Raw genomic sequence first — 25,591 nt, 5'->3', positions numbered from 1 at the left:
AGGTCAGCCTAGCCGGCGCCTCCCGGTACACACAGACCACACCCGGGCGCTCTAGACTGCCGCCTGCCACCCCCGTCTCCAGCATCCCTAGGAGGGAGCCGGTGCCCACCAACGAGCAACGTCGCGCAGCCGCCAAGCGGAAGCTTGAACGGCAGCTCCAACGCCGTGCCCAACGTGCCAAACGCCGTCGCACGATCGCGATGAGCGCGACGGTGCTGGGGACGGTCCTGGTCGTCGGCCTCGTCTACTTCTTCGCCACCCAGGGCGGGGGCGACGACGCGGAGGCCGCCGGACAGACCGATCCGCCCGCCGCCTCGGACGAGATGCCCCCGACCGAGACCACCGAGGGCCCCTGCGGCTACATCATCGGCGGCGAGCCGCCCGCCAAGGAGGTCGCGGTCCCCGAGGACGTCGATCCGACGCCCGCCGAGGGCACCGTCGAGGCCACGCTGACGACGAATCAGGGCGAGGTCGGAGTGAGCCTGGATCGTGCGGCAGCGCCGTGCACGGTACAGAGCTTCCTGCACCTCGCCGAGAGCGGCTACTTCGACGAGTCGCCCTGCCACCGGCTGGTCACCTCGGAGGGCTCCCTCGAGGTCCTCCAGTGCGGCGACCCGACGGGCACCGGCAGCGGCGGCCCCGGCTACGCCGTCGCCGACGAGCTGACCGGCGAGGAGACCTACGGCCGGGGAACGCTGGCCATGGCCAACGCGGGCCCCGACACCAGCGGCTCGCAGTTCTTCATCGTCTACGGCGACTCCGAGCTTCCCCCGTCGTACACGGTCTTCGGCACCGTCGACGAGGCCGGACTCGGCGTGGTCGACGAGATCGCCGAGGCAGGCGAGGCCACCGGTGCAGGCGACGGTCCGCCGAACACCGAGACCATCATCGAGAGCGTCGGCATCGCGAGCTGATCCTCTCCCCGCACGACCACGACAGCCCCGGTCGACGCCGCTGACGGCGGGCCGGGGCTGTCTGCATGTTCGGGTGTGTGCAGGGGCCGGGGTGGGCGGGCTGCGGGTCGCTCGGCGGCGTTGGTGCGATCTCGCTCGGCGGCGGGCGTTCGATCCTCACCGGCCCCGCAGGGCCGGTGCCACCGGCCCTCGGCGTGTGCCGCGCCGTCCAGCCAGCGAGGTTGCGATCCTCACCGGCCCCGGAGGGCCGGTGCCACTCCTCGGCGACGTGGCGCACCTTCTCGCGCCGGTAGTTGCGATCCTCACCGGCCCCGGAGGGCCGGTGCCACACCCACGGCTCGCGGCAATCGCAGGCGTCGCCGGGGGTGGTTGCGATCCTCACCGGCCCTGGAGGGCCGGTGCCACCCGACCGCGAGCTGCGCTGGTCGGAACCGGGTCTTGCGGTTGCGATCCTCACCGGCCCCGGAGGGCCGGTGCCACCCGAGCGGAGTCGCGGCCCGCACCGCTCAACGCGGGCGTTGCGATCCTCACCGGCCCCGGAGGGCCGGTGCCACCCGCCCGCCGCGCTGCGGCCAAGGAGGAGAAGGCACGGTTGCGATCCTCACCGGCCCCGGAGGGCCGGTGCCACCCGCCCGCCGCGCTGCGGCCAAGGAGGAGAAGGCACGGTTGCGATCCTCACCGGCCCCGGAGGGCCGGTGCCACCTGCCGCCGCACCGGCCGACCCCGGTCCTATCCCGCCGTTGCGATCCTCACCGGCCCCGGAGGGCCGGTGCCACCTGCTCGATCCGCATGTGGAGATCCGCATCGCCGACCTGTTGCGATCCTCACCGGCCCCGGAGGGCCGGTGCCACGGCCAGTATCTCGGCCGCGCGGTCACCGGCGGTCGGGGTTGCGATCCTCACCGGCCCCGGAGGGCCGGTGCCACCATCGACGTCCTCGCCACCTACCGCGAGGACGTCCTCGTTGCGATCCTCACCGGCCCCGGAGGGCCGGTGCCACCCTGTACTTCCAGGGGTGTTGCGTGATCAAGCGACCCCAGGTTACCGACTCGTGACCGACACGCCCAAGAAACGCTTCGGACTGACCCGGCGTGTCGCCCGACGCCTCCCCTCCCCAAGCGGCTCGGGCGGCACACCGCAGTTCCCGCTGACGCGCCGGACGGCCTGCGCAGCTCGCGCCGAGGACTCCGGGCCTCAGGCGGTGGAGGTCACCCGGTAGACGTCGTAGACGCCCTCGATGTTGCGGACCGCCTTCAACACGTGGCCGAGGTGCTTCGGGTCGCCCATCTCGAAGGAGAAGCGGCTGACCGCCACCCGGTCCCTGGTGGTGGTGACCGAGGCCGAGAGGATGTTGACCCGCTCGTCGGCGAGGATCTTCGTGACGTCGGAGAGCAGCCGGTGCCGATCGAGCGCCTCGACCTGAATGGCCACCAGGAACACCGAGGAGGAGGACGGCGCCCACTCCACCGGGAGCAGCCGCTCGGGCGTGGCACGCAGTTCGTCGGCGTTGGTGCAGTCGGTGCGGTGCACGCTGACCCCGCCGCCCCGCGTGACGAAGCCGAGGATCTCGTCGCCGGGCACGGGCGTGCAGCAGCGCGCGAGCTTGACCCACACGTCGCCCGCGTCCTTCACGACGACGCCCGCGTCGGCGGTGGCCCGCCTGCGGTGATGCATCGTGGAGGGGGTCGACCGCTCGGCCAGCTCCTCCTCGGCATGCTCCTCGCCGCCGACCAGCGCCATCAGGCGGGTGACGACGTGCTTGGCCGAGGAGTGATGCTCCCCGACCGCCGCGTACAGCGTGCTGATGTCGGTGTAGTGCAGCTCGCGCGCGACCGCGCCGAGGGAGTCCGCCGAGACGAGCCGCTGCAGCGGCAGGCCGACCCGCCGCAGCTCGCGGGCGATGGCCTCCTTGCCGCTCTCGATGGCCTCCTCGCGGCGCTCCTTGGCGAACCATTGCTTGATCTTGGCCCGCGCGCGCGGCGAGGCGGTGAAGGACAGCCAGTCCCGGCTGGGCCCGGCGCCCTCGGCCTTCGAGGTGAAGATCTCGACGACCTCGCCGTTCTCCAGCTCGCGCTCCAGCGCCACGAGCCTGCCGTTGACCCTGGCGCCGATGCAGCGGTGGCCGACCTCGGTGTGCACGGCGTAGGCGAAGTCGACGGGCGTGGAACCCGTGGGCAACGTGATGACATCGCCCTTGGGCGTGAAGACGAAGATCTCGCGGGTCGCGAGGTCGTATCGCAGCGACTCCAGGAAGTCGCCGGGATCGGCCGCCTCGCGCTGCCAGTCGAGCAGCTGGCGCATCCACGCCATCTCGTCGACCTCGACGGCGGAGGTGCCGCTGCCGTTGTTGCCCTTGGTCTCCTTGTACCGCCAGTGCGCTGCGATGCCGTACTCGGCGGTGCGGTGCATCTCGTGGGTGCGGATCTGCACTTCGAGCGGCTTGCCGTCCGGGCCGATGACGGTCGTGTGCAGCGACTGGTAGACGCCGAACCGAGGCTGGGCGATGTAGTCCTTGAACCGGCCGGGCATCGGCTGCCAGAGTGCGTGGACGACGCCCATCGCCGCGTAGCAGTCCCGCACCTCGTCGACCAGGATGCGCACGCCGACCAGATCGTGGATGTCGTCGAAGTCGCGGCCCCGCACGATCATCTTCTGGTGGATCGAGTAGTAGTGCTTGGGCCTGCCCTCGACCCTGGCGACCAGCCGGGCGCTGTTCAGATTGTCGGTGAGCTGGCTGACCACGCCTCGCAGGTAGGTGTCGCGCGAGGGGGCGCGGTTGGCGACCAGCCGAACGATCTCGTCGTACTTCTTGGGCTGGAGGATGGCGAAGGCCAGGTCCTCCAGTTCCCACTTGACGGTCGCCATGCCTAGCCGATGTGCCAGCGGAGCCAGTACCTCCAGGGTCTCGCGGGCCTTGCGGGCCTGCTTCTCCGGCGGGAGGAAGCGCATGGTGCGCATGTTGTGCAGCCGGTCGGCGAGCTTGATGACCAGGACCCGAGGATCACGGGCCATCGCGATGACCATCTTGCGAATCGTCTCGGCCTCGGCGGCTGCGCCGAGCTTGACCTTGTCGAGCTTGGTCACCCCGTCCACGAGGTGGGCGATCTCGTCGCTGAAGTCGGTGCGCAGCCGGTCGAGCGAGTAGTCGGTGTCCTCAACCGTGTCGTGGAGCAGGGCCGCGACCAGGGTGGTGGTGTCCATGCCCAGCTCGGCCAGGATGGTGGCCACCGCGAGCGGGTGGGTGATGTAGGGGTCGCCGGACTTGCGTCGCTGACTGCGGTGCTTCTCCTCGGCCACGTCGTAGGCGCCCTGCAGAAGCGCGAGATCGGCCTTCGGGTGCAGTTGCCGGTGCACGGCCGCCAGGGGCTCGAGCACCTGTTTGACCGAAGAGGACCGCTGAGCCGTGATGCGGCGGGCGAGCCTGGCCCGGACGCGACGGGTGGCCGACGGCTGCCTCGGCGCCTCAGCCTGGCCCGGCGAGGCCTGTTCGACGTCCTGACTCACCGGCATGCTCCAGACTCATTGCGTTGTTCGTTGTCCCCGCGCGGGGGGCACGACCCGAGTCCGTCTCCGGGTGACCCGGATGACGAGGATAACGCCGATCCCGACCGCCGTGTTCCGTCAGGGTGAAGCAGCCGTGTCGAACTCTCCCCACGGCAGGGGACACCCCATGGCATGGGCCTCCGTCACGGCGGCACGCCCGCTGACGACGATCGCCCGCCTGCTCGACCCGGCTCCCCCGAAGGGAGCAGGCCGAACTGCGGGCGATCGTGACCGGTCGTGCTCGGCGTCGTCAGGCGGTCTTGCCCGCCTCGGCGGACTTCGCGCCCGCACCGGAGGTGGCCTTCTCGGCGTCGACCGTGTCCTCGGTCACATCAGCCGAGTCGGTGGCCTTCGTGGTGTCGGCGTCCGCGTCGAGCGAACGCTCGAGGTCGTCGGAGTCGTCGGTCTCGTCGATGCTCTCGGGAAGCTCGTCGGCGGTCACCACCTTCTCGCGGACGGCCGCCCGGACCCACGTCGTGGTGACGCCGGGGGCGATCTCCACGTCGATGGTGTCCTCAGCGGTGTCGGTGACGGTTCCGTAGAGGCCAGAGCTGGTCATCACACGGTCGCCAGGAGCAAGGGAGCTCTGCAGCTGCTGCATCTCCTGCATCGCGCGCTTCTGCTTTCGGCTGGCCAGGAACAGCGGCAGCACCAGCAGGAGCAGGAGCAGCGGAAAGATGAAGGATTCCATCGTTCTCCGTTCAGCGGACGCCTGCTCGACGCACGGTTCGTCCGGTTGTTCGGGTATCGACTACCCAGTGTGCCAGGCCTGCTGTGCTGATGACCCACCACCCGTGCCTGCGGGACACTCCCCGACTCCGGTGAGCGCACTGAGACGTCAGGTCAGACACCGAGTCTAGTCCTGATCCATCGCGAAGAGTGATCCGGTGCCGCCGACGGCCTCCGGCGGCGGTGTGAGACCGAGGTGATGCCAGGCAGCGGCGGTGGCGACCCGGCCCCTCGGAGTCCTGGCCAGCATCCCGGCCCGGACCAGGAACGGCTCGCAGACCTCCTCGACGGTGGTCGGCTGTTCACCGACCGCGACCGCCAGCGTCGACACCCCCACCGGGCCGCCGCCGAACGATCGGACCAGGGCGCCGAGGACCGCGAGGTCCAGCCGATCCAGGCCGAGCTCATCGACCTCGTAGACCTCCAGTGCGGCCCTGGCCACCGACCTCGTCACGGTGCCGTCCGCTCGGACCTCGGCGAAGTCACGGACCCGACGCAGCAGGCGGTTGGCGATCCGGGGCGTGCCGCGCGACCGGCCCGCGATCTCGTCCGCGCCCTCCGGGTGCAGGGCCACCCCCAGGATCGCAGCGGACCGCCGCAGCACCTGTTCCAACTCGGCGGGACTGTAGAACTCCATATGCGCGGTGAAGCCGAACCGGTCCCGCAGCGGGCCCGTCAGCGAACCCGCCCGCGTGGTCGCCCCGACGAGGGTGAACGGGGCGATCTCCAACGGGATGCTCGTCGCGCCCGGCCCCTTGCCGACCACCACGTCGACGCGGAGGTCCTCCATCGCCAGATACAGCATCTCCTCGGCGGGCCGGGCGATGCGGTGGATCTCGTCGATGAACAACACGTCGCCCTCGACGAGGTTGGACAGCATCGCGGCCAGGTCGCCCGCACGCTCCATCGCGGGCCCCGAGGTGACCCGCAGCGCCGAGCCCAGCTCGGCGGCGATGATCATCGAGAGGCTGGTCTTGCCGAGACCGGGCGGCCCGGAGAGCAGGACGTGGTCCGGCGGCCTGCCGCGTCGCAACGCCCCGGAGAGCACCAGTTCGAGCTGCTCGCGGACGCGGGGCTGGCCGATGAACTCGCGGAGGTCGCGGGGTCGCAGCGTCGACTCGACGTCCTGCTCCGCAGGCTCGGCGTGCGGCGACAGCCCGACCGCGTCGAGGTCGACGGCATCGACCTCCCAGTCCTCCTCGGCCACCCGCTCCTCCTCGGCAGTGAAGCGTTCCTCGGTCACCAGCTGCTCCCCCGCTCCCGTGCTGTTCGCGATCTGTCGGGTACGACGTCCGGCTCCGCTCGGCGTGCCAGCGTGATCAAAACCGGCTCCGACCTGCACAGGGTTCGTGCGGCCTGCTCCGTCGTACGCGCCGGTCGGCGCGCCGCCGGTCCTGGCACCGGGGATCGGGGGCCTGCGACGTCGTCACACCGGACTATCTCTTGCGCCCCAGTATCGCCAGCGACCGCCGGAGCACCCCGGCGGTGTCGTCGGGCCCGTCCGGTTCGGCGAGCACGGCGTCCACTGCCTGTTCGGCCTGCTTGCCGGTGAAGCCGAGGCCGACCAGCGCGTCGACCACGCTCGGCCGGACCTGCGAGACGGCGGAACTCGGCAGACCGGCTCCGGCGGACCCTGCGGGGCCGACCTTGTCTCGCAGCTCGACGACGAGCCGCTCCGCACCCTTCCTGCCGATGCCCGGCACCTGGGTCAAGGCCGTGAGATCGCCGTCCGACAGCGCGTGTCGAAGCTGGTCGGGTTCCAGGACCGCCAGCATGGCCAGCGCTATCCGGGGCCCGATGCCCGAGACCGTCTGCACCAGCTCGAAGAGCGTCCGCGCGTCGGCGTCGACGAATCCGTAGAGCGTCCAGGAGTCCTCCCGGATCACCAGGCTGGTCATCAGCTCGGCCTCGTCGCCTCGCCGCAGTGTGGCCAGCGTCGCAGGCGTCGTGCGAACCGCCAAGCCGATGCCTGCGACCTCCACCACCACGTGGTCGAGGGCGACCGCCTGCACCCGGCCGCGTACCGAAGCGATCATTCCCGCACCTCTCTCGTCTTGTTCGACCGCGCGTCCCCGTCGGACGCCGACGTCGGCTGCCCGCCCGGCGCCGGGGCCGTCGGCGCATCGGCAGGCGGCGTCCGACCGGCAGGCTTCCTCGGATCAGACTGCCGCGCCCGGCGGGCCGCCGAGGCAGCCGCCTGCGGCGGGGCGTCGGTCGCCTGCCTGGCGGCCCGGGGCGAGGCGGCCGCGCCCGCCGCCTGCCTGCCTCTCGGCTCGGCCGCAGCCCGCGTCGACCGGGCGGCGGCGTTCGGCGGCGTCGCGGGCCGGGCGGCGGGCACCGAGGCGGGCCGGGCGGGCCGAACGCCTGCTTCGGACAGCCGGGCGCGGTGGGCCTTGGCGAGCCGCTCGGACTCCGCCTCGGCCCTGGCCATCCGATCCATCACGGGTGCCCGCCAGAGGTGACAGACGGCCAGCGCGAGGGCGTCGGCGGCGTCGGCGGGCTTCGGCGGCTCGTCCAGCCGGAGCAGGCGGGTCACCATGGCGGTCACCTGGGCCTTGTCGGCCCGGCCGGACCCCGTGACGGCGGCCTTGACCTCGCTGGGCGTGTGGAATCGCACCGGGAGGCCCCGTCGCCCGGCCAGCAGCGCGACGACCCCGCCCGCCTGTGCGGTCCCCATCGCGGACCGCACGTTGTGCTGGCTGAAGACGCGCTCGACGGCGACCACGTCCGGCCGGTACTCGTCGAGCCACTGCTCGACTCCGTCGGCGATCAGCCCCAGCCGCACGGGCAGCTCGGCCTCCGGTGGGGAGCGCACGACGCCGACCGACACACAGGAGATCGCTCGGCCGGACCCGCCGTCCACCACGCCCAGACCGCACCGGGTCAGCCCCGGGTCAACACCGAGCACCCGCACCCCGCCGCCTCCCGCCCACGAACATCAGTTCGAGTGAGGCTACCGGTTGACCATGCCGCGCCGTGGCACCACGCGCACCACGAGTCCCGCCGATGGAACAGGGCGCTCGCGACGACGTCCGCCGGTGCCCCGGACGGCATACGCGAGCAACAGCAGCCGTGGAGCGCACGGTCGCAGAATCGACCCGAGGCCTTGCCTGCGCGGCGGCCGTGGCGTTCGCCTCATCCGATCCGGTTCCGGCCTGCCCTGCGGGCCGGGCCGCCTGCCAGAGATCCGTTGACTGCCCCGAGTCAGAGACGTAATATTCGTATTATGAGTATTACTGGCGTTCAGCTGTTCTCGGTTCCGGTGTCCGATCAGGACAAGGCACTGGAGTTCTACGTCGACAAGCTCGGATTCGAGTTGATCCTCGATCGAGATCTGGGCGGGCGACGATGGCTCCAGGTCGCACCGAAGGGATCGACCACCAGCATCGTGCTGGTCACCTGGTATCCGAGTCTGGTCCCCGGCAGCGTGCGCGGACTAATGCTGCTGACCTCGGACATCGACGCGGACTGCGCACGACTGTCGGCGGCCGGAGTCCCGGTGGACGGCCCGCAGGACCTGCCGTGGGGACGTCAGGCCGACATCACCGACCCGGACGGCAACATCATCGGCCTGACCACTCCGCCGCCCGCCTGGAACTGATTCGAAGCGACCGAGCAGCGCCGGCCGGCCGGCCCCATCGCCCGATCCCGTGGCCGGGCCGTCCGTCGCCCATCGCCCTACGAGTTCATTCACTCACTCTCCGCAGCAATTTCGGTGCCGCTCGATGCACGCAAGATGCATTCGAGTGGAATACGAGGCCTCTCCAGATATCGTGACCAAGCCTCATGAATGCGGCACCGAAGTGATTCCGTGCCATGCGACCGGAATCAGCAAGCAAGGAGTGACGGAATGAGAGCTGTAGTCACCTCGCAATGGATTTCCGGATTAGCGATGGCCGCCGCAGTGACCCTCGGCCTGACGTCGACGGCGGCCCCGCAAGACTCGAACGCCACTGCGAGCGCGGCGGCGAATTCGCCACAGCCGACCCAGCAGGTGGCGCGTTACGGACAGCCGACCTTGTACGGCCACGACCTGGTTCCGATGATCACCTTTTACGAGTCTCTCGGTTTCGAGGAGTTGTACCGAATGCCGGAGGACGGCGAGGGCCCGCCGGTCTTCGCGACTCTGCAGAATGACACCTTCTTCCTTGCGCTGGCCAGTGCCGACGAGATCAGTGATGCCACCGGCCTCGACTTCGGGCCGTTGCCGGGCCGTCGACGGAGCAACGACCTCACGGTCCTCGTCGAGGACGTGGACAAGACCTGGCGGGCGTCGATCCGGGCAGGCGGCCGCCCCGTGAGCAGGCCGCAGGACTTCTGGTGGGGCGAGCGCGGCGGCTTCGTCTCCGACCCCGCAGGCAACTACGTGCACATCTCGACGCACAACGAATAGGCGCCGTCCGCCTGGCCGCCGCCCCGGATGATCGGCGGCCCGGCTCGACGCCCCGCCACACCGCAGACGAACGCCGCCGGGCCGCCAGGCCGGGCGGCGTCTCGCGTGCGGTGGGAGGGCCCGGCGGGACGGCCGCAATGCCTCGGCCCAGGCCGAGGAGTTCGGACGGGCCGAGGCGCTCAGATCATCGGCCTGCTTCGGCTTCGACGCCGAACCGCAGGAGACCGGACGGCAGAACGGCACAGCCTGTTCGGCGCCCGCAGACGCCACGGCCGCGACGTCATCTCGGCAGACAGGCGCCCCGGCGCGAGGTCGAGTCGGGACCGTTTCCGGGAGTGCGCCCGGTCAGATCCGCACGCACCCCGACTCGCCGATGCGCGCCAAGGCCGAGGCGCTTCCTCGCCGAGGTACCCCGGCGCCGCAGCACCCAGAGCCCAGACCCTCCAGCGGCCAGGCCCGCTGCGCCCCGATCCTCGTGCACTCAGGCGTCCGCACGTGCCCGCCCTCCCCGCGCGCCCGCGGACCCCGCAGGCCTGCTGCGGGGTCCGCCGGTTCCAGCCCGTGCCGTGTCAGCCGTTGACGAGCACCTTCTCGTCCCACTCGATGTGGTGCTGATAGATCTCGGTGAACAAGTCGACGCCGTTCTTGAGAAAGAAGGGCAGCACCAGGTCCCGCGTGATCCGGCCCAGTAGTCCGGGCGGGGCCTTCCGGTCGCCGTTGCGTCGCGTCTCCTTGACGACGTTCTCCACCCGCGCCTTGCGGATGGACTGATAGGTGGCGAAGGCCTGCGACAGATCCGGGATGTCCCGCAGGCACTTGGCCAGCACGATGCAGTCCTCCAGCGCCATCGAGCCGCCCTGCCCCGAGTGCGGACCCATCGCATGGGCCGCGTCCCCGAGCAGGCAGACCCGACCCCGATGCCAGGTGGACAGCACCGGCATCTCCGAGACCGTGTACCGCACCATCGTCTCCTGCTTCGCCGCGATGATCGCGGGAATCGGGTCGTGATCGTTCCGGTGCAGCTCCAGCAGTCGCCGCTGCCAGGACTCGTCGGAGATCCCGGCCAGTTCGGCGGCACCGGGTTCGGTCTTCTGGTGGAAGTTCTCAAACCAGCAGACCTCCCCGGCGTCCGTCACCTGGTAGCCGAAGAAGCCGTTGAGGCAGAAGGTCATGTACATGGTGCCCTCGGTCGAGGCGAGGCCGGGGACACGGGTGTAGGCGCCGGTCCCGACGGTCCCGGTGAAGGCGGGCAGGGGCGCGTCGGGCAGGATCCGCCGCCGCACTTCGGAGTTGATGCCGTCACAGCCCACGAGGAAGTCCGCCTCCGCGGAGGTCCCGTCGGCGAACCGGGCGATGACGGAGTCCCGGTCGGTCTCGGTCAGGTCCACCAGACGCTTGTTCCACTCGACCCGGATGCCTCGATCCTCAGCCGCCTCCCGCACCGCCTTGGTGAGTCGACCTCGCTTCAAGGTGACCACCGGCTGCGGATTCCGGCCGAGGACCTTGGCCTTGTGATTGAGGAAGGCGATCCTCGGACTCGGGATGCCGACGGCTTCGACCTCCTCTCGAATCCCCAGTGTCTCGAGCACGTCTCGACCGTTGGGTGCTATTCCCAGGAAAGCGCCGACCTCGTCACGCGCCTCGGGTCGCCCTTCGTAGACGACGGCCTCGATGCCAGCTCGTTGGAGGAACATCGCCAATACCGGGCCCGCCACACCGCAACCGATGATCATAGCCCGCTTACGCGCAGAACTCGTCTCGCTCGCCATACGAAATACTTTAATTAAAGCACTCGGGTCAAGTCAACAGCGAATAGTGTCATGAATGACGTCATCTTGGCGGCAGAGTTGCGTCACCGCACGACACGGCGGGAGATTCGCCGAATCGCCGAGGGATGTCTTAGGGTGTGCACAACCGGTGCGATGGCTGTATATTCCTAGACGAATAAACCAGGAGGTCCCCCATGGCGAAGCGACGGGCGTCCAGCCCGTTGACGCTGGCAGTGTTGGCCTGCCTCGCTCAGCGTCCGATGCATCCCTACGAGATGGCCACGACCATGCGGGATCAGCATCACGACTCCGCAGTGAAGATCAACTTCGGTTCGCTGTACAACGCGGTCGAGACGCTGCGCAAGTCCGAGTTGATCGACGTGCAGAGCACCGGAAGGCAGGGCAACCGTCCAGAACGGACGATCTACGAGATCACCGACGACGGTCGCGAGGAGCTCGCACAGCGACTCCGCGAGCTGCTCAGCACTCCCATGAAGGAGTACACGCTGCTCGCGGCGGGGCTCACCTTCATGACGGCGCTCTCGCCCGACGACGTGGCCGCCCAGCTCGCGCTGCGGGCGCATCGACTGGAGAAGGAGGTCGAACGCGACCGCGAGGAGCTGCGCATCAGCAGCGAGGGCGGCAAGGACCGGCCGCCGCTGCCTCGGCTCTTCCTGGTGGAGGACGAATACCAGCTCGCACTCAAGGAGACTGAGCTGACGTGGGTGCGCAGCCTCCTCCAGGACATCAGCAGTCAGTCGCTCGACGGGGTCCAGGAGTGGCGAGACCTGCACACCGCACGCCGTGCCCGGTGACGAGACAGTCCCCGGACACGGCGTGCCTGCGCCCCTGCCGCACGACCTGGGCGAGCAGCGAGGGTGCTCAGCTCGCTCGGTCGTGCACCTGTGTCTCCGCCGGCTCCACCGCCGCCTTCGACTGCTCCTCATCCAGGAACGACGTCGTGTGCTCGGCGAGCTGGAAGCTCGGATGGACCAAGACCTCACGGAGCAGCTCCTTGGTCGTGTGCACCCCGCGACCCCGGATGCGGAACTCCTGCAGCGCCCGGTCCATCCTGGCCAGTGCCTGCGGCCGATCCGGCGCCCAGGCGATCACCTTCGCCAGCAGCGAGTCGTAGTCCGGGGGGACGCGCCAGCCCGGATAGGCGCCGGTGTCGACTCGGACGAACTGCCCGCCGGGCGGGACGAACTCGCTCAACTCTCCCGGGCAGGGCGCGAAGTCCCGATCCGGGTCCTCGGCGTTGACCCGACATTCGACCGCGACACCTCGCAGCTCCACCTCGTCCTGGGTGAAGGACAGCGGCATCCCCGCAGCCACCCGCAGCTGTTCCCGGATGAGGTCGATGCCGGTCACTGCCTCGGTCACGGGGTGCTCGACCTGGATTCGACAGTTGACCTCGATGAAGGCCGCCTCGTCGCCGTCGACCAGGAACTCGAAGGTCCCGGCGCCCGTGTACCCCGCGGCGCGGGCCCCCTGCACGGCATGCTCGGCGAGCCTGCGCGCCAGATCCCGGCTCAGCCCCGGCGCCGGGCTCTCCTCGATGAGCTTCTGGTGCCTGCGCTGCACCGAGCAGTCCCGCTCCCCCAGGTGCACCACGTTGCCGTGCTCGTCGGCGAGGATCTGCACCTCGACGTGCCGGGCCTTCTCCCAGAAGCGTTCGAGGTAGACCCGCTCGTCGCCGAACACCGCGCGCGCCGCCGCCCTGGTCGCTCGGTAGGTCGGCAGCAGCTCCGCCCAGTCCCGCACCACCGCCATGCCCCGGCCGCCGCCGCCCGCCGTCGCCTTGATGATCAGCGGCAGGCCGATCCGATTCGCCTCCTCGACCACCTCGCCCGCGCTGCGCACCGGCTCGATCGTGCCCGGCAGCACCGGCAGGCCTGCCTCGGCCATCAGTGCTCGGGCCAACGACTTGTCCCCGAGTCGGGAGACGACCTCGGGCCGAGGGCCGATGAACACCAGTCCGTTGCGCGCGCAGATCTCCGCGAAGTCGGGGTCCTCGGAGAGGAAGCCGTACCCGGGATGCACCGCCTGCGCGCCGCTCTGCAACGCCGCCTCGATGATCGCCGGGGCGAACAGGTAGCTGCGTTTCGGCGCGGCCGGACCGATCTGGACCGAGTGGTCGGCGGCCAGCACCGCCGCAGAGTCGCGGTCCACCGTGGAGTGCACCACCACCGAGCGGATGCCCATCTCGCGACAGGTCCGCACCACCCGCAGCGCGATCTCGCCCCGATTGGCGATCAGGACGGTGTCGAACGGCCTGACCTGCGTCGCGATCTCCCGGACCGGGTCCGGCATGCTGCTCACTCCTCCTCCACGTGCTCGAGGAGCACCAGGGCCTGGCCGTACTCGACCGGCTGACCGTCGCCGACGACCACCTCGACGACCCGACCGCGATGCTCGGTGAGGATCGGGTTCATCAGCTTCATCGCCTCCATGATCCCGATCTGCTGGCCGGGCTCGACGACGTCGCCGATCTCGACGAATGGTCGGGCGCCCGGCTCCTCGGCTCGGTAGAAGGTGCCCACCAACGGGGCACAGACGGCCTGTCGCTCGACGCCGTCCGACTCGGCGGCCTGCGGCGGCACGGCGGCGGCCACGGCTGCCGAAGCGGGTGCACCCTCGGCGGGAGTCTGGCCCGCACCCGGCCACTCGACCTCGATGCTGGCGCAGCCGAAGCGGACGTTGACCCGCATCGGATGCTGCGGTGTCGTCCGCACCACGTCGGAGACGCTGCGGCAGAGGAGCTGGAGAGCGTCCTGGGCCCCCAGCGCGGCCACCGCGACGTCCATCGAGCTCTCGTCGAGCGACTGCCCGTTCCTCGGCGGGTGCACGTCTACGCCGGTCATTTCCGGATCTCCTTCACGTCGTTGGCCGCCGAGGCGACTCCGAAGCGCCGGAACCTCCGTCGCCGCTCGGCGACGAGATCGGCACCGTCACGTCCGCGCAGCTCACGTACCGCACAGATCACCGCGTCCCGCACCGTCTCCGCCGCCGAGGCCGGATCGAAGTGCGCGCCGCCGGGCGGCTCGGGAATCACCCCGTCGACGACCCCGAGCCGCAGCAGCGACGCGGCGTCCAGCCACAGGGCGGACGCGGCCGTCGGAGCGGCCTCGGGGGTCTTCCAGAGGATCGCGGCACAGCCCTCCGGACTGATCACCGAGTAGATCGCGTTCTCGCAGAGCAGCACGCGATCTCCGGCGGCCAGAGCGATTGCGCCACCGCTGCCGCCTTCTCCCGTGATCACGCTGACCACGGGGACGGGCAGGCCGCCGATCACGCGCAGACACTCCGCGATGGCCCCCGCCTGGTTGTTCTCCTCGGCCGCCAGACCGGGGTCGGCGCCCGGCGTGTCCACCAGGGTCACCACCGGGACGCCCATCCTGGCGGCGAGCTGCATCAACCGGATCACCTTGCGGTACCCGGCAGGCGAGGGCATCCCGAAGCCTCGGCGCACCATCTCGGCCGTGGTGTGGCCCTTCTGGTGTCCGATGACCACGACCGGCAGGCCCTCCAACAGCCCGACTCCGCCGACGACGGCCGGGCAGTCCGCGCCCCGACGGTCGCCGTGGAGTTCGATGAACCCGTCCATCCAGTACGCCATGTGATCGAGCGTCGTCGGCCGCCGCAGGTGTCGTGCGGTGGCGACGAGTTCGCCGATCTCCCGGCCGGGCAGTCGGTCGACGTCGGTGGTGACCGGATCGACGCGCTCGGCTCCCCAGTCGGCCGCGACCGGGGAGTCCCCCGAGAGCAGCACGTCCAGGACGTGCGGCAGCTCGGAACGCGGACGCACGTCGTCGACGAGGCCGTGCGCCCGCAGGAACTCGGCGGTCTGGAAGCCCTCCGGGAGACGCTGCCGGATCGTCTGCTCGATCACGCGCGGCCCGGCGAAGCCCATTCGCGCGCCCGGCTCGGCGATGATCAGGTCCGAGAGGGTGGCGAAGGAGGCGGCCACGCCTCCATAGGTGGGGTCGGTGATCAGGCTGATGGTCAGCAGCCCCGCCTCACCCAGTGCCGCGATGGCGTTGCTCGTCTTGGCCATCTGCATCAGCGACAGCGCCCCCTCCTGCATGCGGGCGCCGCCGGAGGCGGTGACCAGCAGGAGAGGGCAGCCCTGTTCGAGGGCGGTCTCGGCGGCACAGGTGATCGCCTCACCCGCCGCCGTGCCCAGACTTCCGCCGAGGAACCGGAAGTCCATGATCGCCGCGACGACCTGGTGCCCACGCAGACTGGCGTGCACCACCGTCACCGCGTCGTCGAGGCCGGTGTCCCGCCGCGCTTTGGCCAGTCGCTGCGGGTAGGGCACCAGATCGGTGAAGGTCAGGGGGTCGTCGACCGTGGCCTGGAGGTCGACGGGTTTCACCGTCCCGACGTCGAAGAGCTGGTCGATCCGTTGCCGGGCGGTCAGCGGGCCGTGTCGCCCGCACTCCGGGCAGACCTGGCCCAGTCGGTCGAAGCGCCTCCGGTAGATCAACGTGTGACAGCCGCGGCAGTGGAACCAGTCGGACTCCGTCCCGTCCGCCGAGGCCGCACGGGTCGTCTGCTTCCAGGTGCTGGTCATCGTGCCCCCGTCCCAAGAGCTGAGCGGTGGAGAGCGGCGGACTAGTACGCCGCCGCCACCTGATAGATCGCGAAGGGAACCGGCAGCCGCGTGTCGCGGAAGGGCCGCAGCGGCGCCGTGCTGTCCCGGTGCGTTGCGCCCTGTTCCCAGGCCTGGAAAGCCTCGAGACTCTCCCAGGAACTGGCCACCACGAACCCGCTCTGGTCGTGCACCGATCGCAGCAGCTCGTTGCCGCGCAGCCCGGGAACGCCCTGAAGTTGATGGCTGGCCTGGTGGTAGGCCTGCTCGATGGCGGAGGGGTCCTCGGCCGCGTGATAGACGAGGACCCGCACCTCCCCCGTCATCGAGCGGCCTCCCACTCCCGATGTGTCACATCGGCGCCATCGCCCCGAAGATGGGCGACGACGTGCATGGTCGTCATGGAGCCGCCGGACCGGTAGGGATGGAGCTGCTGCCGGTGCTGGAGGTGGCGGTCGCTGGTCTCGAACTCGCGGAAGAGCGGCTCGCTCACCCAGTCGCTGACGATGTAGTAGACGCCCTCCTCGTCACTGCGCGACAGCCACTGGCCGAGGTTGGCCGGATGCGAGGTGACGGAGTCGCCGACTTCGAGCCAGACCCGCTCGAAGTCCTGCTCCATTCCCGGCTTGATCTGCATGCGAAGCATCACGCGAAAAGCAGTGGATTCAGACATCAGGAGATTCCTCCGTCGACGTGGATAGTGGCGCCGGTGACGTAACGGGACAGGTCGCTGGCCAGCCAGAGGACCGCACCCGCGACCTCCTCCGGCTTGCCGAGCCTGCCGAGGGCGGTCTTGTCGCTGTAGCGCTGAACCATCAGTTCGCGCTGCTCGGCAGGCATCGCCTGCATGGCCTCGGTCTCGATGACGCCGAGGGCCAGGACGTTGAATCGATAGCCCTTCTTGCCGAACTCCTTGGCCAGGGACCGGCTCAGTCCGCGCAGCGCCGCCTTGGTCGCGGTGTAGTGCGCGCGCAGCGGAATGCCGACCTCGGAGGACTTCGAGCCGATGCTGATCACCGAGGCTCCCTCGCTCAGCAGCGGCAGGGAGTGCTGGATCACCAGGTGCGACGCGGTGAGGTTGGTGTCGATGACTCGTCGCCACTCGGCGAGGTCGAGATCGCCGTAGGGGACGTGGCTGATCGCGCCTGCGTTGTTCACCACCAGGTCGAGATGCCCGAGGTGCTTGCCCGCCTCGTCCAGCAGCTCGGCGATCTGGGTCGGCTCGGCCAGGTCGGCCAGCACGACGCGGTGATTGCCGCCGATCTCCTTCAGCTCGCGTTCCAGGGAGGCGACCGCCTCGCTCTCCTGCCGGTGGCAGGTGACCACGTCGACACCCGCCCTCGCCAGCGCCAGCACCACCCCCCGCCCGACGCCACGGGTGCCGCCGGTCACCAGTGCCTTCTTGCCCTTGAGATTGAGGTCCATCATCTTCCTCTCGTGATGTACGCGAAGATCGACGTGATCAGAGGAGCAGCCCGGCGACGAGGCAGTTGACCAGCAGTGCGAGTACCGCCAGGGTGCTCCGCGTCTGGTTCCAGCCGCCCCAGCTCCGCCGGGGATCGACCCGATCGAAGTCGGCGGGCAGATCGTCCGGGTCGAGCCGCTGGATCCACTTGTTGACGGGGACGTTCTTGATCAGCGAGATAAGCACGGTGCCCAGGGCCAGCAATGCCGCCAAGGCGCATAACAGCCGCAGCGCCGGAGTGGGCGCCACGACGAGCAGCACCCCGTCGAGGAGCACCGTGAGGAGCAGACACGCAGGCATGAACGGGTCGTAGCGAGTGGAGAAGAAGGCGTGTGCGTGGACGTAGCGCCCGGGCGGCAGCGACGCCAGCAACGGCCAGCCGCCGAGTTGTGTACCTACCAACACACCCGCCGACAGGCCGTTGGCTAACAGTGCCAACGGCAGGAGCACCTGTAACACCCCACACCTCCACCTGTGGTCGACCCGCTCATCTGGAGACGGTGGCCTCGGCCGCGACGGCCTCGACCTTCTGCTTGATCAGAGCCATCTGGATCGGCGTGTTGCGATTGAGTCGCTCCGTCATCGCCGCGTCCGTCGCGGGCGCCTGCGGGCGCATCTCGAAGTCCTGCACCCAGCGCATGCGCACGCCCTCGTCGGTCTGCAGGTACTCCCAGTAGATCCACATGTACTTGAAGGGGCCCGTCTCGATGCGCTGGGAACGCACCGTCCTGGTGGCCTCGTCGGGGGTGCGGGCGGAGACCCAGCTCCACACCTTCCCGTTCTCGTCCGGGTGCAGCGCGAGGCGGAAGATGATGGTGCCCTCGCGCAGCTCGATGATCTCGGCCTGGCTGTACTCGCTGAACAGCTCCGTCCACGACTCGATGTCGTTGGTCATGTCCCAGACCAGGTCCATCGGTGCGTCGATGATGATCTCGTTCTCGGTGTGACCCGCCACGGCTTCAGACCCCTGCCTTCTCGATCTGCGTGTTGATGAAGTGGACCGCCTTCGAAGGCGTTCCAGACTCGGTAACGATGTCGTCCGGGATCGGCACGCCGTAGCGGCGCTGCACGATGCTGGCGAACTCCAGGACGGCCAGCGAGTCGTAGCCCAGCTCGTCGAACTCGAGGTCTCCGATGTCGGAGTCCAGGTCGACGCCCTCGTCGACGCCTGCGCTGGTGCGCATGATCTCCCGCAGTTCCTCCAGGGTGAACCTGCTCATCCGGGTGTCTCCTTCCCGTGTCTGCTGCTCGAAAGCGGGTCGAGGTCGAGCCCCCGCGTCAGTCGTCCACACCGCGCCCGAGCACGAGAGCGGCGTTGAATCCCCCGTATCCCCTGGCCAGGACCAGCGCGGTCCGCAGCGGTGCGCTCCTGGGCTGTCCCAGGACCAGGTCGATCTCGATGCCGGGTGCGAGGCGGGTGGGCCCCGCTGTGAACGGGATGACCCCTTCTCGCAGGGCGAGCAGGGCGGTGGCCACGTCCAGGGACCCGCCGCCGCCGTAGAGCCGGCCGGTCAGGGTCTTAGGCGCGGTGACCGGGACCGCCTTGGCGCCGAACACCGAGGTGATGGCGGCGGCCTCGGCCAGGTCGGCCTCGCGATCACCGGCGGCGTCGGCGAAGACCACGTCGATGTCGGCAGGAGTCAGCCCCGCGTCCGCAACGGCACGCTCGATGGTGCGGCGCAGCACCGGCGGACGCGCGGAGTCCGGCGGCGGGTCGAAGCCCGCCGCATAACCGAGCACCGAGCCGTACCCGACACCGGCGCCGCGCTGCCTGGCCCCCTCGGCGCTCTCCATGATCATGATGGCGCCGCCCTCACCGGGCAGGTAGCCGGCGGCATCGACGTCGAAGGGCAGGTAGGCCCGGTCCGGGTCCTCGCTGTCGGACAGTCGACCGGTCGCGAGCTGCGCGACGAGACCGTACGGGCACAGCGAGGCGTCGGTGCCGCCGCTGACCACCAGCCTCGCGTCGGTGCGCAGCAGCCTGCGGGCCTGTCCGACGGCGTCGATGCCGCCCGCCTGCTCGTTGCACACCACGCCGCAGGAGCCGCGCATCCCGTGTCGGATGGAGACCTGTCCCGTGGTCGCCGCGTAGAACCAGGCGATCGACTGATACGCGCCGACCCAGGACGGGCCGTTCTGGTAGAGCCGTTCCATCTCGTGCTGGCCGAACTCGGTGCCGCCCGACGAACCCGCCGTGACGACCGCCATCTCGTACTCCGGCAGCTCGGCGGGCACCACCCCGGCGTCGTCGAGCGCGGCCTGGGCCGCGGCCAGTCCCAGGTGAGTCCAGTGGTCGGTCTGCGGGATCAACCTGCCGGGCACGTGCTCCTTGGCCACGAACCCCGGCACCTGACCCGCCAGCTTGACCGGGTAGGGCGACGGATCGAAACGGCTGATCCGGCTGATGCCGGACTTGCCTGCCAACACCGCCTGCCAGTGCGCCTCGACACCGAGGCCCGTGGGGGCGACCACGCCGATGCCGGTGACAACGGTTCCGGTCGCGCGAACGGATGCGGTCATCGCTGGGCCTTCCTCGTGCGGGTTTCCTGACGCTGATCCGGCTCCGCTCTTAGAGCCTGTTTTTGATTCCCACTTTCCTGTTGCGCGGGGCCAGGGGGATCAAAAACAGGCTCTTACAGCGGAGCCACCGCTCCCGGCCGGGCCAGGAGCATGGCGCTCTGGAAGCCGCCGAAACCGCTGCCGACGCTGAGCACGACGTCCATGTCGTGGTCCCGAGCGATCTTCGGCACGTAGTCCAGGTCGCACTCCGGGTCGGAGTTCTCCAGGTTGGCCGTCGGCGGCACGACCTGCCGATCGAGAGCCAGTGCGCAGGCGGCGACCTCGATCGAGCCGATGGCCCCGAGCGAGTGGCCGACCATCGACTTGATGGAGCTGACGGGCACCTCATAGGCACGCTCGCCGAGGCTGCGTTTGAAGGCGGCCGTCTCGTGGCGGTCGTTCTGCTTGGTCCCGGAGCCGTGCGCGTTGATGTAGTCGACGTCGGAGGGGTTGATCCTGGCCTGGTCGAGCGCGACGCGGATCGCCTCGGCCATCTCCCTGCCGTCGGGCTTGAGGCCCGTCATGTGGAAGGCGTTGCTCCGCCCGGCGAAGCCGACCAGCTCGGCATAGACGTGCGCGCCCCGTCGCCGAGCGGACTCGGCGTCCTCCAGCACCATGATCGCGCTGCCTTCGCCGAGGACGAATCCGTTGCGCGTGGCGTCGAAGGGCCGGGAGGCGTGCTCCGCATCGTCGTTGCGGGGCGAGGTGGCCTTGATGGCGTCGAAGCAGGCTGCCGTGATCGGGGAGAGCGGCGCGTCGGTGGCACCGGCGATCACGATGTCGGCGCTGCCCTCCCTGATGAGCGCCGCTCCATGACCGACCGCGTCGAGCCCGGACGTGCAGCCGGTGGAGATCAGACTGACCGGCCCCTCGGCCGCCACGTCCCTGGCCACCTCGACCGCCAAGGTGCTCGGCACCATGTAGCCGTAGAGGTGCGGCACCCCGTAGCTGTGGTCGACCAGCCAGTTCCGCCCGTTGTCGGAGAGGACCGCGTACTCCTCCTCCAGGCCCATCGTGCAGCCGACCGCGCTACCGACGCTCACTCCGACGCGGCCGGGGTCCGCCGTCAGATCGACTCCGCTGTCGGCCAACGCCTCCCTGGCGCTGACCACCGCGAACTGTGCGGCCCGGTCCATCCGGCGGATCTCACGGGCGGTCAGGCCCGCCGCGGTCGCGTCGAAGTCGGCCTCGGCGGCGATCTGCGAGCGGAACTTCGACGGGTCGAACATGCTGATCGTCCGGGTGGCGGTGCGCCCGGCGGTGAGCAGGTCCCAGAAGGCCTCTCGGCCGACCCCGCCTGGCGCGACGACCCCGATGCCGGTGACGACGACCTTGCGATTCACCTGGGCCCTCCGACATCCGGGTTCGGCGCGTCGGGGGCGGTGGGCTTCTCGGTGTCGACATGACCGAGCTCCGGCCGGGGGGCCAACGGCGAGAGATGGAAGACCGCATGTGCCCGGACCTCGCCGACGTTGACCAGCCGGTGACGCACGCCGATCGGCACCAGCAGGGAGTCGCCGGGGCCGAGCGAGACCGGGACGTCGTCCAGGCTCATCTCCAGGCTGCCCTCGACGACGTGCAGGAACTCCTCGGAGTGCGGGTGATAGTGCTCGGTGACGAACTCACCGGGCTCGAGCCAGAGGATGCCGCCGAAGCCGGAGGTGCAGCCGACGGTCTTCGGGCTGAGCGTGACGCGCAGATCCCCACCGCGCTTGCGGTTCGGTGCGGCGTCGGAAGAGTTGATCTTGACTGGTCGTGTCGCGGTCACGCGATCCTCCCCTGCTCAGATGTCCAGACGTAGAACGGCGAAGCCATCGCGTCCCTCGGCTCCTTCCAGTTCGGGTCGTAGGGCGACACGAACTCGGTGAGCCGGGTGTTGATGTCGGTGTAGAGAGGGTGCGACCGCGCCCGGTAAAGGTCTGGCTGGATGTCCTGATCCGCCTCGACCAGATGGAAGTAGAGGTCGTGGAAGTTGAAGAGGGTGCGTCTGGACACCCCGACCATCCTGGGGAGGTCGGTCGCGTCCGACTCGGCGAACACCTCTGCGATATGAGCGGGATCGTCGGTCTTGAGCTTGGCGACGATCAGAGTGCGATGCACGGTCGGCCTCCTGCGGTCGCGCGGTCGAGCGGACCCGACGAGCGTGACAATCGACCCTCAACGGGGCCTCGAACCGAACTGGAGCCCTGGTCGACCGGTGATGGGCGGCAGGCAGCCCGACGCGAAACCCTTTCAGAACAGCGCAAAGACGTCGGCCCGCTCGTCGGGGCCTTCTCCCGCCTTCCGCACTCGTCCGCAGGCCTGTCACCAGCGCTGCGACCGGGCGAGGAGGCCTGGAGAACGACTGGGCAGACCGAGGATTCGCGCCTGCACTTGCACCCGTCGACGGCACAACAGATCGACGAGGTCAGTCGCTCCTGATCACTCGATCGGCGAAGATCACTCGGTAGGGGGACACGACAACAGGACGACCTCGTCCGCAAGCAGTCCGAACTCCCATTCGACGGAGGCCGAGATGCCCGCGTCGAGTTCGGCGGCCAGCGTCGCGACCAGCCTGGCCCCCGCCGGATCGAGGACCGGAATGCGGCGACGGCCGCGGGGCACGGAGCGCCCCTCGGTGCCGCCGAAGGCCGCCCGGGTCGCGATCGGCTTGTCGACCACTCGCTCCCGCAGCACCCGGAGTCCGTCTGCGGTGAGCCACAGCTCGTCGAAGTACGGCGGTCCGTCCACGGCCTCTGCCAGTCCCCAACAGGTGCGCAGCCGCACCGTCTCGTCCCGCAGGACCGCCAGGACGGTGGCCTCCACGTCGACGAACCGCTGCACCGCGACGACGAGCCGGGCGTCCGCCCTCGGTTCCATGCCCGCGGCGACCATGACGAGTTCGACGAGGGTCTCCGACAGCACGTCCGCGTCGAGATTGTTCAGCACGGGGCCGACACGTCGGTCGGGCTCGCCCTCGATCACCAGCCAGGCGCGCACCGAGAACGACTTCTCGACGACGTGCTCGAGCGCGGCCGACCTGGACGGCCTGTCCGCCCGCCACTGCGGCATCGGACCACTCAGCACCACGGTGCCGGGATTGGCGACCCGACCGAAGGTGCCTGCCTGCACGGCCAGTTCCGCTCCCATGTACCGCGCCTCACGACAGCGACTCTCCGTGATCGGCAGCACCAGCAGCCTGCCAGAAGCGGAGTCGCCCCGGTCGGCGTCCATACCAGCGGTACCGTCCTCCCGAACCGGGTCTGCATGCCCAGGGGAATCGAAAAGTAGCCGTACTACGTATACGTTACGCGACGGCGCCCTCCCAGTCATCGGCCGAACCGCGTATGACTGCTTCCGTTCACGAACCGGCCCGCCCGAGCGGGGCCTGCCGAGGCCGGACGACGGCGACCAGCGAGGCCCCCGACGTCGAGGACGGGCCGCCGCTCCGACGCGGCGGCACGAAAGCCTCGACGGGCGCGATGGCCGCCTCGGGAACGAAGACGGCAGGCATCGCCGATCACCACGGCAGCACCTGTGTCCCCCGCAGGAATCGGCCGGACGGCCCGTCGTCGGGCAGCGTCGCGGCATCCGCGATCAGTTCGCCCGCCTCCTCGGGACTGCGTTCGGCACGGGGCATCATCCGGGTCCGTGTGGGGCCGGGGTTGACGGCGTTGACGAGCACTCCAGTGTTCTCGGTCTGCGCGGCGAGCATGGTGGTGAGGCCGTTGAGCGCGGTCTTGGAGACGGAGTATCCCGGTGCGCCGGTGAAGAGGCCGTTGCTGAACGATCCCGTCCCGCTGGAGACGATCACCACCCGTCCCCAGCCCCGCGTGACCATGTCCGGCACGAAGGCCTGCGACACCCGCCACGAGCCGAGCACGTTGACGGCGAGGGTGTCTCGTACCAGGTCGAGATCGACCGTGAGGGGATCACCGCCGCCGTCCAGCAGGACGCCCGCGTTGTTGACCAGCACGTCCACCGGGCCGATCAGCGCACGGGCGGCCAGGACGCTCGTCGAGTCGGTCACGTCCAGGACGCATCCCGAGGCCCCCGCGCCCAGTTCGGCCGCCGCCTGCTCCACCGAGGACCGATCGCGACCCGCCAGCACCACCCGCAGCCCTCTGGCATGCAGTGCGGCGGCCACCGCCCGGCCGAGTCCCCTGTTCGCGCCCGTGACCAGCGCGGTACGTCCAGTGCTCACCTGATCCTCCTCACCTGGTCACCCCGGGCGGGTTCGCCCCTGGGCGGCTCGCCGCCGACCGGCGGGCACTCGCACGTCCGCCGACGGATCGCCTGGCAGATCGTGTTCCGCGTCGCTCGACGATCACTGGGACGTCCGCCCGTGAGCTGCGAAGAGCCTCGGTGCTCCCATCGGTCTTTGAGCGCCGTGCGAGTCCGGTCCGTCACGGTGATCCGCGCTCGGAGTCGACCGACGGCAGGCAGGGATGGGAGCAGACGATGCGGGTGCTGTTCACGACATGGGCATGGCCGTCACACCTCTACGCGATGGTGCCGCTCGCGTGGGCCTGCCGCGCGGCGGGACACGAGGTGCTGGTCGTCAGTCAGCCGGAGCTGGCGAGGGAGATGATCAGCACCGGACTGCCGTCGGCCACCGTCGGCGCCGACGTCGACGCCGCGGACCTGGTCCGCGGCTACGTGTTGCCCTCCGCCCGCAGCGAGGAGCTGACGGGACAGGCGAAGCAGACCGGCAAGGGCCCGCGCGCCATGCGGATGTTCCTGGCCCACGCCGAGTCCATGGTCGACGACCTGGTCACGCTCGCCAGAGACTGGCGACCGGACCTGATCGTGCACGAGCCGACCGCGTTAGCCGGGCCGATCGCGGCCTCGGCGATCGGTGTGCCCTCGGTGCGGCACCTGTACGGCACCGATCTCCTGCTGCGGGCCAGGGGAATACTGCCCGAACTGCTGGCCCCGCTCGGCGAGCGGCACGAGTTGACCGATCTGGAGCCCTTCGGCGTCGCCACCGTCGACCCGACGCCCACGAGCCTCCAGGTGCCTACGGACTACCGACGCATCCCGATGCGCTACGTGCCGTTCAACGGGTCCGGTCCCGCCGTCGTACCACTGCCCGCCCGCACCTCTCGCCCTCGCGTGTGCGTCACTTGGGGACACACGATGGCCAAGCTCGACCCGTCGCTGTTCCTGCTGCCCGAGATCCTCTCCGCACTGGGCACCTCCGACGTCGAGGTGGTCGCGGCCGTGTCCGCTGCGCAGCGACCGCTGGTCGACGACGTGCCCGACAACGCGACCGTCCTGGTCGACACGCCGGTGGACGCGATCCTGCCGAGCTGTGATCTGCTCGTCGGCCACGGCGGTGCAGGCACGATCCTGACGACGCTGAGCCACGGGCTGCCGTTGCTCCTGGTGCCCAGGCTCCCCGACCACGCCGGTCACTCCGGCCAGGTCCGCGCCGCAGGCGTCGGCGAGGTGCTCGATCCCGGCGACCTGACGCCGGAGACGCTGCGTGAGTCGGTGGACCGCGTCCTCGCAGGCCACGCGCCCGACCGGGCCCGTGCCGTCGCCGAGGAGATGCGTGTCTCGGCTCCGCCCGCCGACGTCGTCGCCGAGCTGGCGGCGCTGGCCGCCGTGCCGACGCCGGTCGGCTGACCCAGAGACCAGACAG

The 25,591-nt window shown here is 70.0% G+C and carries 25 protein-coding genes, 1 pseudogene and 1 CRISPR repeat array; of the genes and pseudogenes, 5 read left to right on the top strand and 21 right to left on the bottom strand.

Features of this window, described 5'->3' with window-relative positions:
* Window positions 1-101: 101 nt before the first annotated feature.
* The gene (locus UA75_RS11230) at window positions 102-914 is read left to right on the top strand and encodes a peptidylprolyl isomerase (protein ID WP_075740199.1); all 813 of its coding nucleotides are present in this window, start codon (window positions 102-104) and stop codon (window positions 912-914) included.
* Window positions 915-1,060: 146 nt separating this feature from the next.
* A CRISPR array of direct repeats spans window positions 1,061-1,913; the repeat unit is 37 nt; unit sequence GTTGCGATCCTCACCGGCCCCGGAGGGCCGGTGCCAC.
* A 194-nt stretch (window positions 1,914-2,107) separates the two neighbouring features.
* On the opposite strand, the gene UA75_RS11225 is transcribed toward UA75_RS11230, so the two are convergent.
* From UA75_RS11225 to ruvC, 5 genes and pseudogenes are all read right to left on the bottom strand, one after another.
* Window positions 2,108-4,423, bottom strand: a complete 2,316-nt coding sequence (locus UA75_RS11225; protein ID WP_157434112.1) for a RelA/SpoT family protein — start codon at window positions 4,421-4,423, stop codon at window positions 2,108-2,110.
* A gap of 283 nt (window positions 4,424-4,706) precedes the next feature.
* On the bottom strand, window positions 4,707-5,147 hold the full coding sequence (gene yajC, locus UA75_RS11220) for a preprotein translocase subunit YajC (protein ID WP_075740198.1): 441 nt from the start codon (window positions 5,145-5,147) through the stop codon (window positions 4,707-4,709).
* Window positions 5,148-5,312: 165 nt separating this feature from the next.
* Complete coding sequence (ruvB, locus tag UA75_RS11215) at window positions 5,313-6,341, bottom strand: Holliday junction branch migration DNA helicase RuvB (protein WP_075743672.1); 1,029 nt, start codon at window positions 6,339-6,341, stop codon at window positions 5,313-5,315.
* Window positions 6,342-6,621: 280 nt separating this feature from the next.
* Window positions 6,622-7,221 (bottom strand): Holliday junction branch migration protein RuvA, encoded by a 600-nt coding sequence (ruvA, locus tag UA75_RS11210; protein WP_075740197.1) that lies wholly within the window; start codon window positions 7,219-7,221, stop codon window positions 6,622-6,624.
* Window positions 7,222-7,541: 320 nt separating this feature from the next.
* A pseudogene (gene ruvC / locus UA75_RS34430) lies at window positions 7,542-8,099 on the bottom strand (crossover junction endodeoxyribonuclease RuvC); the annotation flags it as partial.
* 312 nt (window positions 8,100-8,411) lie between these two features.
* Here ruvC and UA75_RS11200 point away from each other — a divergent pair.
* The gene (locus UA75_RS11200) at window positions 8,412-8,786 is read left to right on the top strand and encodes a VOC family protein (protein WP_075740196.1); all 375 of its coding nucleotides are present in this window, start codon (window positions 8,412-8,414) and stop codon (window positions 8,784-8,786) included.
* A 249-nt stretch (window positions 8,787-9,035) separates the two neighbouring features.
* Window positions 9,036-9,578: a VOC family protein gene (locus UA75_RS11195; RefSeq protein ID WP_075740195.1), complete on the top strand. Its 543-nt coding sequence runs from the start codon at window positions 9,036-9,038 to the stop codon at window positions 9,576-9,578.
* 569 nt (window positions 9,579-10,147) lie between these two features.
* Here UA75_RS11195 and UA75_RS11190 read toward each other — a convergent pair.
* Window positions 10,148-11,293, bottom strand: coding sequence for an FAD-dependent oxidoreductase (locus tag UA75_RS11190; RefSeq protein ID WP_198042989.1), 1,146 nt, complete (start codon window positions 11,291-11,293; stop codon window positions 10,148-10,150).
* Window positions 11,294-11,541: 248 nt separating this feature from the next.
* On the opposite strand from UA75_RS11190, the gene UA75_RS11185 reads away from it, so the two are divergent.
* Window positions 11,542-12,162 (top strand): PadR family transcriptional regulator, encoded by a 621-nt coding sequence (locus UA75_RS11185; protein WP_075740193.1) that lies wholly within the window; start codon window positions 11,542-11,544, stop codon window positions 12,160-12,162.
* 67 nt (window positions 12,163-12,229) lie between these two features.
* On the opposite strand, the gene UA75_RS11180 is transcribed toward UA75_RS11185, so the two are convergent.
* The 15 genes from UA75_RS11180 to UA75_RS11110 all read right to left on the bottom strand — a co-directional run bounded on the left by UA75_RS11180 (window position 12,230) and on the right by UA75_RS11110 (window position 24,148).
* Window positions 12,230-13,660: an acetyl/propionyl/methylcrotonyl-CoA carboxylase subunit alpha gene (locus UA75_RS11180; RefSeq protein WP_075743671.1), complete on the bottom strand. Its 1,431-nt coding sequence runs from the start codon at window positions 13,658-13,660 to the stop codon at window positions 12,230-12,232.
* Between the two features lie 5 nt (window positions 13,661-13,665).
* Window positions 13,666-14,211: an acetyl-CoA carboxylase biotin carboxyl carrier protein gene (locus UA75_RS11175; RefSeq protein WP_075740192.1), complete on the bottom strand. Its 546-nt coding sequence runs from the start codon at window positions 14,209-14,211 to the stop codon at window positions 13,666-13,668.
* Window positions 14,208-15,923 carry an acetyl-CoA carboxylase, carboxyltransferase subunit beta gene (gene accD, locus UA75_RS11170; RefSeq protein WP_075740191.1) on the bottom strand — a complete coding sequence of 572 codons (1,716 nt, stop codon included), beginning with the start codon at window positions 15,921-15,923 and terminating at the stop codon, window positions 14,208-14,210. The genes UA75_RS11175 and accD overlap by 4 nt, the downstream gene beginning before the upstream one ends.
* A 41-nt stretch (window positions 15,924-15,964) precedes the next feature.
* On the bottom strand, window positions 15,965-16,267 hold the full coding sequence (locus UA75_RS11165; RefSeq protein ID WP_075740190.1) for an antibiotic biosynthesis monooxygenase family protein: 303 nt from the start codon (window positions 16,265-16,267) through the stop codon (window positions 15,965-15,967).
* Window positions 16,264-16,614, bottom strand: a complete 351-nt coding sequence (locus tag UA75_RS11160; protein WP_075740189.1) for an antibiotic biosynthesis monooxygenase family protein — start codon at window positions 16,612-16,614, stop codon at window positions 16,264-16,266. Before UA75_RS11160 ends, UA75_RS11165 begins: the two co-directional genes overlap by 4 nt.
* Complete coding sequence (locus UA75_RS11155; RefSeq protein WP_075743670.1) at window positions 16,614-17,366, bottom strand: SDR family NAD(P)-dependent oxidoreductase; 753 nt, start codon at window positions 17,364-17,366, stop codon at window positions 16,614-16,616. Before UA75_RS11155 ends, UA75_RS11160 begins: the two co-directional genes overlap by 1 nt.
* 37 nt (window positions 17,367-17,403) lie before the next feature.
* Window positions 17,404-17,865: a DUF1772 domain-containing protein gene (locus UA75_RS11150; RefSeq protein ID WP_075740188.1), complete on the bottom strand. Its 462-nt coding sequence runs from the start codon at window positions 17,863-17,865 to the stop codon at window positions 17,404-17,406.
* 28 nt (window positions 17,866-17,893) lie between these two features.
* Window positions 17,894-18,361, bottom strand: a complete 468-nt coding sequence (locus UA75_RS11145) for an SRPBCC family protein (RefSeq protein WP_075740187.1) — start codon at window positions 18,359-18,361, stop codon at window positions 17,894-17,896.
* A gap of 4 nt (window positions 18,362-18,365) precedes the next feature.
* Window positions 18,366-18,626: an acyl carrier protein gene (locus UA75_RS11140; RefSeq protein ID WP_075740186.1), complete on the bottom strand. Its 261-nt coding sequence runs from the start codon at window positions 18,624-18,626 to the stop codon at window positions 18,366-18,368.
* A gap of 58 nt (window positions 18,627-18,684) precedes the next feature.
* Window positions 18,685-19,926, bottom strand: coding sequence for a ketosynthase chain-length factor (locus UA75_RS11135; protein ID WP_075740185.1), 1,242 nt, complete (start codon window positions 19,924-19,926; stop codon window positions 18,685-18,687).
* A 113-nt stretch (window positions 19,927-20,039) separates the two neighbouring features.
* On the bottom strand, window positions 20,040-21,308 hold the full coding sequence (locus UA75_RS11130) for a beta-ketoacyl-[acyl-carrier-protein] synthase family protein (protein WP_075740184.1): 1,269 nt from the start codon (window positions 21,306-21,308) through the stop codon (window positions 20,040-20,042).
* Window positions 21,305-21,733 (bottom strand): cupin domain-containing protein, encoded by a 429-nt coding sequence (locus UA75_RS11125; RefSeq protein WP_075740183.1) that lies wholly within the window; start codon window positions 21,731-21,733, stop codon window positions 21,305-21,307. Before UA75_RS11125 ends, UA75_RS11130 begins: the two co-directional genes overlap by 4 nt.
* Window positions 21,730-22,065, bottom strand: a complete 336-nt coding sequence (locus tag UA75_RS11120; RefSeq protein ID WP_075740182.1) for a TcmI family type II polyketide cyclase — start codon at window positions 22,063-22,065, stop codon at window positions 21,730-21,732. Before UA75_RS11120 ends, UA75_RS11125 begins: the two co-directional genes overlap by 4 nt.
* Before the next feature lie 339 nt (window positions 22,066-22,404).
* Window positions 22,405-23,178, bottom strand: a complete 774-nt coding sequence (locus UA75_RS11115) for a hypothetical protein (protein ID WP_075740181.1) — start codon at window positions 23,176-23,178, stop codon at window positions 22,405-22,407.
* Between the two features lie 286 nt (window positions 23,179-23,464).
* Window positions 23,465-24,148, bottom strand: a complete 684-nt coding sequence (locus UA75_RS11110; protein ID WP_075740180.1) for an SDR family NAD(P)-dependent oxidoreductase — start codon at window positions 24,146-24,148, stop codon at window positions 23,465-23,467.
* 257 nt (window positions 24,149-24,405) lie between these two features.
* Between UA75_RS11110 and UA75_RS11105 the strand changes: the two genes are divergently transcribed.
* Window positions 24,406-25,575, top strand: a complete 1,170-nt coding sequence (locus UA75_RS11105; RefSeq protein WP_075740179.1) for a nucleotide disphospho-sugar-binding domain-containing protein — start codon at window positions 24,406-24,408, stop codon at window positions 25,573-25,575.
* The last annotated feature ends 16 nt before the right edge of the window (window positions 25,576-25,591 follow it).

The organism is Actinoalloteichus sp. GBA129-24 (assembly GCF_001941645.1).
GTDB lineage: Bacteria > Actinomycetota > Actinomycetes > Mycobacteriales > Pseudonocardiaceae > Actinoalloteichus_A > Actinoalloteichus_A fjordicus.
The sequence above is the reverse complement of the archived record's forward strand: the minus strand, read 5'-3'. Positions and strand labels throughout refer to the sequence as shown.